Here is a 6,311-nt window from a genome sequence, read left to right as displayed (position 1 = left end):
TGGCAAAAAATAGATGGAACTTTTTATTATTTAAAAGATAATGGAGAGATGCAAGGTGCAGGCTGGGCACAAATAAAAGGTTCATGGTATCATTTTGATGCAAAAGGTGGAATGCAGACAGGATGGCAAAGCATAGATGGAAAAAATTATTATTTAGGACAAGATGGTGCTATGAAAACAGGTCTTGTTGATGGTAGATATTTGTCAAGTAGTGGAGCAGAATGTAGAAAAATAAGAGTTGAAATCACAGGATATTGCCCATGTAATAGCTGTGGTGGTGGTAGAACTGCATCTGGAAAAGAGCCACGTGATGGTATTACAATAGCAGCTCCAACAGAGTTAGGATTTGGTACTAAAATTGTTATACCAGGATATACTGGTAATAATTGTTATGTAGTTGAAGATCGAGGCGGTGCAATTAAAAAGGTTGGAGACGTATATAAAATAGATATATTTAAATCTAATCATAAAGCAGCCTTAGATGTAGGTAGACGATATTTTGATGCATACATTGTAGAATAATTTTTAGAATGTAAGTGTTAATATAAAATATGTGTTTTAATTTTATTAAAGTATGTATAGTAAACCTTAAGTAATTAAAAAGGAGTTTGTATATGAAAAAAATATTATCAATAATATTATCATTAACAGTATTATTTTCTGTTATCTTTTTTCAGAACACGATACAGGTAAAAGCATCGTCTTTACTAGATGGGAAAAAATTTGCTATTATAGGAGATTCGTTGTCTAGCGAATGGAACTATGATACAAATTCTCCTGCATCATATAGTACATGGGTGACTGAATTAAGGAAAAATGGAGCTCAAACAACAAATTGGGCAAGAGGAGGCGCAACATTTTCTAATAAGATGAATGGTAATTTATCTTTATCTGGGCAATTGACAGATTATTTAGATGCTGCAGAGAAAGGATATTACTTTAAGGCTGATTATCTTATTATTCTAGCTGGTGGAAATGATATTGCAAATGGTATGAGCGCAGAGTCAACTCGTGATGGAATAGAAAATATATACAAAATATTAAAGCAAAGATGGCCTAATGTAAAAGTAATCAATATTCTTAGTCCAACAATGGCTTGGAGAGATGAGAATGCAAAGCGAAAAAATATAGTAGGTACATCTTTTGAAAAAGTTTATCCAGAATATCCTTATTTAAATTTACCTTATATAAGAAATTCGGTATTAGAAGTAGCCAATAAATATCCAAGTATAAAATCATATACTATTGAAGGAAACAAATTGACTGATATAGATCCTTTAAATATAGATCATATTCAATTGTATTATAAAGGAGCTTTTAATAATAGTAATGAAGTCGGTGATGGAGTTCATTTAAACTCTCTTGGACATTTTAAATTAGGAACTGCTATAGTAGAAAAGTTAGTTAATATACTGAATAGTTAAAGAGATAATAAATTTAATTAAACTTATAATTTTTGTGGCAATAGATTAATTTTAAAATTATACTTTACTTAATATAGAAAAAAATTAAAAGCCTCTTCTATAAAATTTTTAGAAGGGGCTTTTGATATAAAATTTATTCTAATTCATTATTTAAATCTAAACAATTAAAGTTAGGCTTATTAAATATGGATTTAAAGTTAACCTCTGAAATTACCATACCTAAAAGTATTGCTATACACCCCAAAATAGATGTTGAAGTTAAGATCTCTCCAGCTAATAGATAAGCAAAAATAGCTCCAAATACTGGTTCGCCAGTATATATTAATGCTGTAGTTGATGGACTTGTATATTGTTGCATAGTTGTTTGAATTACAAAAGATACACAGGTTGCTAAAAGTGATGTTACAAGTATAGCTACCCAAGTACTACTACCTGTAGGTATAGTTGGAGTTTCTAAAACAAATGTAGATATTATACTAAGAATAGAAACTATACCTATTTGAATTATAGCAAGATTTATAGAATCAACCTTATGAGTATATTTACCAACGACTATTATTTGCATAGCAAATCCAAAGGCTCCTATTAAAGTTATAATGTCACCTATATTTACTCCACTTAATGAATTAAGACTTAGTAGTGTAAGTCCAATTAAAGCTAAAAATACCCCTATTATATTTTTGATATCCGGTAATTGTTTAGCTAAAATAGCTACAATAATAGGAACAATAACTACTGAGAAACCAGTTATAAATCCAGCTTTGGCAGGTGTTGAAAGTTTAATGCCATAAGTTTGGCAAACAAACGAGGAAAATAAGATTATTCCTAATATACTCCCATATTTAAGTGTGGATTTATCTATAAGTATTACTTTTTTATAAAATATAATAACGCACATTAAAAAAGCTATTGTAAACCTAATAGCAAGAAAGTTAAATGGAGCTAAAGTTTCAAGAGCATTTTTAGTTAATGCAAAAGTAGAGCCCCAAAGAATTGCAACAAAAAGTAATGATAATTCAGCTTTTAATTTTTTTGTCATAAATATTCCTCCTACTCGTATTTTATTTTAATACTTAACTAAGTAAACCATTCAAATAAATGTTCCAAGCCGCCGAGAATTTTTTGTTAAATCTCTCTTCACTTCCGTAAAGTAAAGCAACCCAAAGTCCATCAAGCATTGTCATAAATGCAAAGGTACCTTTTTCGGTCTTAGCTTTAAATTTTTCTGAATTTAAAAAGACTTTAGTTACTAAACCTTCTATTTCATAATAATAAAGATCAAACTTTTCTAATGCTTCAGTTTTTAAATGATATGGTGGCATAAAAGACATACGAAGTATAAATTTTATATTTCCATCTTCATGTTCAATATATCTTTCTTTAAATTTACAAATAAAGTTTTTTAAATAATCTTCTAATTCACAATCTTGAGTATTAAAAAATTCATTTAGAAATCCAATTTCTTCATTAACAACGTCATTAACAATGGTTAAAAACAAATCATCTTTACTCTTAAAATGAGCGTAAATAGATTGTTTTTTGATCCCTACAGCTTCAGCTATGTCAGCAAGTGAGGCACCTTCATAACCTTTCTCTAAAAAAAGATGTAAAGCAGATTTTTTTAATAATTGTATTGTCATATCAAATCCTCCTGACGACCGTTCGTAAGTTAATTTTACAATAAATCCTATGGTTAGTCAAGGTATTATAGAAGAGAATTATTATAATAGCAATTTAACGACAACCTTTGGAATATATAGGTGAAAATATTTTAAAACATCTAGTCTAATATTTAAAAATAGGATATAATACACATTACAAAATATATATTTTTGATATATATTTAAATTTTTATAATAATTAAAACTTAAAATAGAATTCGTATAATAAATTGGATAAATAGTATGTTTGTATATGTTATTTTTAGGAGGGTTTTATGTTTAAAGAAATGAGAAAAAAGGAAAGACAATTAGCTTCAGAAGAGGTTATAGAAAATTTAAATAAGGGAGAATATGGAGTTTTAGCTACAGTAAATGATGATGGATATCCTTATTCCATTCCATTAAGTTATGTATATCATAAAGGTAATATTTATTTTCACTGTGCAATTGAAGGGCAAAAGTTAAATAATATAAAAAGAAATAGTAAAGTATCATTTTGTATAACTACAGATACTGAGATTTTACCTAGTCAATTTAGTACAAAGTATAAAAGTGTAGTTATATTTGGAAATGCAGAAGAGGTTTTTGAAGTAGAGAAAGAAGAGGCTTTATTAGCGCTTATAGAAAAATATTCAGGGGAGTTTTTAGAACAGGGGAAAAAATATATATCGGCAGCAAAGGATAAAACCAAAGTAATAAGAATTAAAATAAATCATATTTCAGGTAAAGGAAGAAAATAAAAAAATCTTTAAAATTATTGATGAAAAGTAAACGGTAAATAATGAAGTTTGTTATTTACCGTTTATTTTAATTATTAAAAAAACATAAAGTTTTAGATAGACAATTTTTAAATTAATGGATGTTTAAAGAATATTACGGTGAGGATGCAAAATAAGGTAATGATTATGGAAGGATAGATAATAAAAGACATACCTTGAAAAATCCACAAATATAAGGTTAAAATTTATATTTCCATCGTACATAAGGAATAAAGTTAAACTTTTGAGAAGAGTAATGAAATAAAATTATATAAATAGTAAAAAATGAGAACCCAAATGTTATCTTATACGTCTTATATATGGAATTAGGAGATAAGGGGTGAGGAGATTTTGGAAATTATAATAGGCAAAAAGGGAGAGACAGAGTTGGACAGAGTAATTGAAGCTAAAAACGGAAGTAAAGAAGCTTTTTCAGAACTTATAAATGAACATAAGATAGAATTATATAAACTAGGTAAAAGTATATTAAGAGATGATAATGATATAGCAGATGCAATGCAGGATACTATTTATAGTGCATATAAAAATATAACTACTTTAAGAAATACAAAAGGTTTTAAGGTCTGGCTTTTAAGAATAATGACAAATAAGTGTAATGATATTCTAAGAAAAAAAGAAAAGCTTGTACCAGTGGAGACTATGAAGGAAGATAGCTTTGAAGAAAGCTACGAGGTTCATAATGAGCATATATATAAGGCAATAGGTGAATTGGATGATGAGTTAAAAATATTGGTAATGCTTCATTATTATGAGGACATGTCTGTAGAGGATATATCAAAGAGTATTAAAGTTCCCAAAGGAACTATAAAATCAAGACTTTCAAGGGCAAGGAAAAAATTATATGAAAGTTTAAAGGGGGAAAGATAAAATGGATGATATATTAAAAGACAGTTTAATAAGAGAAAAATTAAAAGAAGAAAATGAGCTACCTGATGTTGTAAATATAAGCATTTCAGAAGCTCTTGATAATATAAATGGCGGAGCACTAGATAAGGAAGTTATAAAGGTGAAAAATAAGAGAAGAGGAGGATTTATAAAAACAGCAGTAGGCTTGGTTATTATTTTAGGGGCAAGTTCTCTACTATTAAATGATTTTGGTTTTATAGCTTATGCAAAAGCAAATATACAGTCTGTTTTTGGGTTTATGGAGAAAGAAGAAAATAGCAAGTATTATAATATAAATGAGAATTTGGAAAAGTATTCAACAAAATCGTTAGCGAAAGCAAAGGATAAAGATATAACTATTAATTTAACAAATGTTATAGTAGAAGATAACATAATGAAGGTAGGATATGTTATAGAAGGAAAAAAGATAAATAGCAGTGATGCTGGAACTTGGGTTGGTAGTAGAGGTTCTGTTAATGATAATGTTTATTTAGATGGTGAAAAAGCTAATATATTAGAGGAAGATTATATTTATAAATGTATAGACGAAAATACTATGGTTGTAATGAAAACATTAAAAAGTGATAAGAAATTTAAGGAAAAGTTTGATTTGAAATTTGAAATAAAAGAAACTGAGTGGACACAAAAAAATATACAGGGTAGTTGGTGTTTTGATTTAAATATTGATAGCAATGTGTTATTAGGAGAAAGTAAAAGGATAGATGTAAATAAACATTACAAAATAGGAGAAGTAGATTATGAGGTTAAGAGTATAGTATATTACCCAACAGGACTTTATGTAAATTTAAAAGGAGTAGCATCCTCAGATTATAATACAACAGATGAAAATGGAATGGTTAAAGCATTAATTATTACAGATGAAAATGGTGTTATAATACAAGGATATAGAGGTTTAGCAGTTTATAATAATAGCGTTAAGGAGGAAATAGAATACAAGTTTTATGGTTTTGTAGATAAATTACCTAAGGAATTTAATATAATACCAGTTAGAATAGGTATGGATAATAGAAAGGCAAAAACTTATGAAGTTGGAAAGAAAATAGATATAACTAATTTAGAAAAAATAAATATAAAATGTAATTAAAATAAATTGTAAGAAATTTAAAAAGGGGAGTAATACCAAGAAAACCTATTAGTTTTATAAGGAATACAAATGTAATTTAAGAATATAGGTGTATATATCATTTGTAAATAAATTACTTTGGGGATTATAATTAATCTAACAATTAAATAAAGGCTAGATAATTCTTATCAAGAGAAGTTGAGGGATAGGCCCGATGAAACTTCAGCAACCAGCCAATTCATTATGGTATGGTGCTAATTCCTGCAGAGTTCATGAGCTCTGGAAGATGAGAACGAGTTGTATTTTTTATAATATTTTTTGTAAAATTACAGCCTGTTCGAATCTTCGAACAGGTTTTTTTGTTATATAAAATTAATTAAAGTACTTTAATTGAGAATCCAAATCTTAGATTTGGGTATTCGAACTTACTCATACGAATGTAATGAGTAGGAGTTTCCTTAAGTGACATTCTAAATTT

General features: G+C 27.8%; 7 protein-coding genes and 1 riboswitch. Of the genes, 5 read left to right on the top strand and 2 right to left on the bottom strand.

The features are described from left to right. Positions 1–522: 3D domain-containing protein (locus BUB01_RS22400; RefSeq protein WP_072993924.1), on the top strand; the 522-nt coding region annotated here is incomplete at its 5' end. A gap of 92 nt (positions 523–614) precedes the next feature. Continuing rightward, entirely contained in the window at positions 615–1,424 is an 810-nt protein-coding gene (locus BUB01_RS22395) for an SGNH/GDSL hydrolase family protein (protein WP_072993921.1), read from the top strand. 133 nt (positions 1,425–1,557) lie between these two features. On the opposite strand, the gene BUB01_RS22390 is transcribed toward BUB01_RS22395, so the two are convergent. Both BUB01_RS22390 and BUB01_RS22385 read right to left on the bottom strand, forming a co-directional pair. Continuing rightward, entirely contained in the window at positions 1,558–2,463 is a 906-nt protein-coding gene (locus BUB01_RS22390) for a DMT family transporter (RefSeq protein WP_072993918.1), read from the bottom strand. 34 nt (positions 2,464–2,497) lie between these two features. Beyond that, entirely contained in the window at positions 2,498–3,064 is a 567-nt protein-coding gene (locus BUB01_RS22385; RefSeq protein ID WP_072993916.1) for a TetR/AcrR family transcriptional regulator, read from the bottom strand. Positions 3,065–3,360: 296 nt separating this feature from the next. On the opposite strand from BUB01_RS22385, the gene BUB01_RS22380 reads away from it, so the two are divergent. The 3 genes from BUB01_RS22380 to BUB01_RS22370 all read left to right on the top strand — a co-directional run bounded on the left by BUB01_RS22380 (position 3,361) and on the right by BUB01_RS22370 (position 5,854). Continuing rightward, complete coding sequence (locus BUB01_RS22380; RefSeq protein ID WP_072993913.1) at positions 3,361–3,825, top strand: pyridoxamine 5'-phosphate oxidase family protein; 465 nt, start codon at positions 3,361–3,363, stop codon at positions 3,823–3,825. A 369-nt stretch (positions 3,826–4,194) separates the two neighbouring features. Beyond that, positions 4,195–4,731, top strand: coding sequence for an RNA polymerase sigma factor (locus BUB01_RS22375; RefSeq protein WP_072993910.1), 537 nt, complete (start codon positions 4,195–4,197; stop codon positions 4,729–4,731). Position 4,732: 1 nt separating this feature from the next. After that, a complete protein-coding gene (locus BUB01_RS22370) occupies positions 4,733–5,854 on the top strand; it encodes a DUF4179 domain-containing protein (protein WP_072993909.1) in 1,122 nt (373 codons plus the stop codon). A gap of 161 nt (positions 5,855–6,015) precedes the next feature. Continuing rightward, a riboswitch (SAM riboswitch) is annotated at positions 6,016–6,126 on the top strand. Positions 6,127–6,311: the final 185 nt, after the last annotated feature.

This window comes from Clostridium cavendishii DSM 21758 (assembly GCF_900141845.1).
In the GTDB taxonomy this organism is placed as follows: Bacteria; Bacillota; Clostridia; order Clostridiales; family Clostridiaceae; genus Clostridium_AG; species Clostridium_AG cavendishii.
This window is presented reverse-complemented; position numbering and strand designations above follow the sequence as displayed.

Coding starts and splice junctions, on each gene's coding strand:
- BUB01_RS22395 (WP_072993921.1), top strand. CDS start 615: ATGAAAAAAATATTATCAATAATATTATCATTAACAGTATTATTTTCT.
- BUB01_RS22390 (WP_072993918.1), bottom strand. CDS start 2,463: ATGACAAAAAAATTAAAAGCTGAATTATCATTACTTTTTGTTGCAATT.
- BUB01_RS22385 (WP_072993916.1), bottom strand. CDS start 3,064: ATGACAATACAATTATTAAAAAAATCTGCTTTACATCTTTTTTTAGAG.
- BUB01_RS22380 (WP_072993913.1), top strand. CDS start 3,361: ATGTTTAAAGAAATGAGAAAAAAGGAAAGACAATTAGCTTCAGAAGAG.
- BUB01_RS22370 (WP_072993909.1), top strand. CDS start 4,733: ATGGATGATATATTAAAAGACAGTTTAATAAGAGAAAAATTAAAAGAA.